This is a genomic window from Streptomyces sp. NPDC102283 (genome assembly GCF_044766265.1).
Taxonomy (GTDB): domain Bacteria; phylum Actinomycetota; class Actinomycetes; order Streptomycetales; family Streptomycetaceae; genus Streptomyces.
In genome coordinates this window covers 1-3,717 of sequence record NZ_JBIWLQ010000052.1, presented here as the reverse complement: position 1 = coordinate 3,717, position 3,717 = coordinate 1, and the positions used below count along the sequence as shown (strand labels likewise).

2 protein-coding genes are annotated in these 3,717 nt (G+C 72.7%); both read left to right on the top strand.

What is annotated here, in order from left to right:
* Window positions 1-859, top strand: an 859-nt coding sequence (locus ACIRJT_RS38805; RefSeq protein ID WP_403919343.1) for a phosphopantetheine-binding protein, incomplete at its 5' end; no start/stop codon positions are given.
* Between the two features lie 96 nt (window positions 860-955).
* Window positions 956-3,717: type I polyketide synthase (locus ACIRJT_RS38800; RefSeq protein ID WP_403919340.1), on the top strand; the 2,762-nt coding region annotated here is incomplete at its 3' end.

Genomic DNA, 3,717 nt, shown 5'->3' with positions numbered 1-3,717 from the left:
CGCGGCGGGCAACACCTTCCTGGACGCGCTCGCCCAGCACCGCAAAAGCCGGGGGCTTGCGGCCGTCTCGCTGGCCTGGGGCCTGTGGGCCGAGAGCAGCGATCTGAGCGGCCACCTCGACGAGGTGGACCTCAAGCGGATGGCCCGCTCCGGGCTCGTACCCGTGTCGAACGACGACGGCATGGCCCTGTTCGACGCTTCGCTGACCGGACACGACGCGGTACTGGCCGCGACCCGGCTGGACACGGCGTCGCTGCGGCAGTCCGCCGATCCGCAGCCGCTGCTGCGCGGCCTCGCCCCCGCCGCACGCCGGCGCACCGCGAAGGACGCGGACGCCGCACGGAGCGGGCCGACGCTGGCGCAGCGGCTGGCGGGCCTGGCCCGCGACGAGCAGGAGCGGGCGCTGAGCGATCTGGTCCGCGCGCAGGTCTCCGATGTGCTCGGGCACTCCGGCGGCAACGGTGTGGAGGCGGCGCGGGCCTTCAAGGACCTGGGATTCGACTCGCTGACGGCCGTGGAGCTGCGCAACCAGCTGCACGTTTCCACCGGGCTCCGCATGCCCGCGACCCTGATCTACGACCACCCGACCCCCGCCGCCCTCGCGGCCCATCTGCACGAGCAGCTCGCGGACCAGCTGTCGCCCGCCGGGCCGCTGCTCACCGACCTCGACCGGCTCAAGGCGGGCATCCGCGCGGTGGGGCAGGACGGCGGTGCGCAGGAGGAGATCATCGCGCGCCTCCAGGAACTTCTGATCATCGCCAACACGGCGCTCGGCGCGCAGGACGCCGCGGCCGACCACGACGACCTCGATGCGGCGAGCGACGAGGAGCTCTTCGCGCTCATCGACGAACTCGACTGACCTGCGGCCCTGTTGCGGCCGACGCATGAGCACACACCCGTACGACGGCACGTACCCGCGTCATCGCGCGTACGTCACCCTGGGAGCTGGAGAGACGTGGCTGACGAGAAAGAACTCCGCGAGTACCTGAAGCGTGCCATCGCCGACGCACGTGACGCGCGCAAGAGGCTGCGGGACGTGGAGGAGCAGTCGCACGAGCCGATCGCGATCGTGGGCATGGCCTGCCGCTTCCCCGGCGGGGTGTCCTCGCCCGATGACCTGTGGCGCCTGGTGTCCGACGGGGTCGACGCGATCGGCGAGTGGCCCGAGAACCGGGGCTGGGACGTGGAGAGGCTGTACGACCCCGACCCCGAGCAGGTCGGCACGTCCTACACGAAGAACGGCGGGTTCCTGCACGACGCCGACCGGTTCGACCCCGCGTTCTTCGGCATGTCGCCGCGGGAGGCCCTGGCGACCGACCCGCAGCAGCGGCTGATGCTGGAGACGACGTGGGAGGCGATGGAGGACGCGGGCCTGGACCCGAACGCGTACCGGGGCAGCCGCACCGGCGTCTTCTCCGGGCTGATGTACAACGACTACGCGACGCGCCCCAACCTCCCCGAGGGTCATGAGGGTTACCTCTACAGCGGCAGCGCTGGCAGCATCGCGGTGGGCCGCGTCGCCTACACCTTCGGGTTCGAGGGTCCCGCGGTCAGTGTCGACACGGCCTGCTCCTCGTCCCTGGTCGCGATCCACCAGGCGGCGACCGCGCTGCGCCTGGGCGAGTGCGACCTCGCGCTGGCGGGCGGTGCGGCGGTGATGTCGACGCCCGTCGCCTTCGTGGAGATCTCCGGGCTGCGCGGTCTGTCGGCGGACGGCCGCTGCAAGGCGTTCTCGGCGGCGGCGGACGGCACGGGCTGGTCGGAGGGGGTCGGCTTCCTGCTCGTCGAGCGTCTCTCGGACGCCCGGCGCAACGGGCACCGCGTGCTGGCCGTGCTGCGCGGCTCCGCGATCAACCAGGACGGTGCGTCCAACGGGCTGACCGCGCCCAGCGGCCCCGCCCAGGAACGCGTCATCCAGCAGGCCCTGGACAATGCGGGGCTCACCCACGACGACGTGGACGCCGTCGAGGCCCACGGCACCGGGACCCATCTCGGCGACCCGATCGAGGCACAGGCACTCCTGGCCACCTACGGAAACAACCGCAGCACCGAACACCCCTTGTACCTGGGGTCGTTGAAGTCGAACATCGGTCACACCCAGTCCGCCGCCGGGGTCGGCGGGGTGATCAAGATGGTGCAGGCCATGCGGCACGGCACCCTGCCCCGCACCCTCCACGTCGACGAGCCCACCCGGGTCGTGGACTGGGAGGCCGGCGCCGTCGAACTCCTCGCGAAGGAGCGGGAGTGGCCGCGGACCGGGGACCGGCCGCGCCGGGCCGCTGTCTCGTCCTTCGGCATGGGCGGCACCAACGCCCACGTGATCATCGAGCAGGCGCCCGAGGCCGAGCAGGCCGCGGACGAGTCCCGCACCCCGGTGCCCGCCGTGCCGCTGCTGCTGTCCGCCAGGACCCCGCAGGCCCTGGCCGGGCAGGCGCAGCGCCTCCTGGACCACCTGGAGCAGCGGCCCGACGCCGACCTGACCGACGTGGCGTACTCGCTCGCCACCACCCGCGCCGTGTTCGACGAGCGTGCCGTCGTGATCGCCGACGGCACCGGGGGCGAGGACCGCGAGCAGGTCCTGGAGCGGCTGCGGGCCCTCGCCGAGGAGCGCGACACCCGGGGTCTGGTACGGGGCACCGCCGTGCCGCGCGCCAGGACGGTCTTCGTGTTCCCGGGGCAGGGCTCGCAGTGGGCCCAGATGGCCGTGGAACTCCTGGAGACCTCGGCGGTGTTCGCCGCCCGGTTCGCCGAGTGCGCGGCCGCCGTCGAGGCGCACGTCGACTGGTCGGTCCAGGACGTGCTGCGCGAGCGCGAGGGGGCCCCTTCGCTCGACCGCGTCGAGATCGTCCAGGCCGTGCTGTTCTCGGTGCATGTGGCCCTCGCCGAGATGTGGCGCTCCCGGGGGATCGTGCCGGACGCCGTCGTGGGCCACTCCCAGGGCGAGATCGCCGCGGCCGCGTTCAGCGGCGCGCTCTCCCTGGAGGACGCCGCCCGCATCATCGTCGTACGCTCGCAGCTCTTCGCCGACGAGCTCCTGGGCCTCGGCGGTGTGGCCTCCATCGCCCTGTCCCCCTCCGACATCGGGCCGTGGCTGGAGCCGTACGGGGATCTGCTGTCGATCGCGGGTGTCAACAGCCCGCGCATGGTCACGGTGGCCGGTGACCGGGACTCCCTGGAGGAGCTGGTGGCCGCGCTCTCCGCGCAGGAGGTACGCGCCCGCATGATCGCGGCATCGGTCGCCTCGCACTGTGCGCAGGTCGAGCCGCTGCGCGAGCGGCTGTCGGAGCTGCTCGCCTTCGTCGAGCCGCGCGCCGGCGACGTGCCGCTGTACTCGACGGTCACCGGCGAGGTCCTGCGGGGCCCCGAGCTGACGGCCGCGTACTGGTACGAGAACTGCCGCAGGCCCGTGAACTTCGAGCCGGTCGTCCGCTCCCTGCTCGCCGACGGGTTCGACGTGTTCGTGGAGTGCAGCGCCCACCCGGTGCTGACCTTCGGTCTGTCGGAGACCTTCGAGGACGCCGGCGCGGAGGCGGCCGTCGTCGGGACGCTGCGGCGCGGCCGCGGTGGCCTTCAGCAGTTCCGTACGGCTCTGGGCGAGGCGTACGTCAGCGGTGTGGAGGTCGACTGGGAGGTGTTGTTCGAGGGCAGTGGTGCGCGGGTCGTGGAGCTGCCCGCGTACGCGTTCCAGCGCACCCGTTACTGGCTGGAGGGCACGAC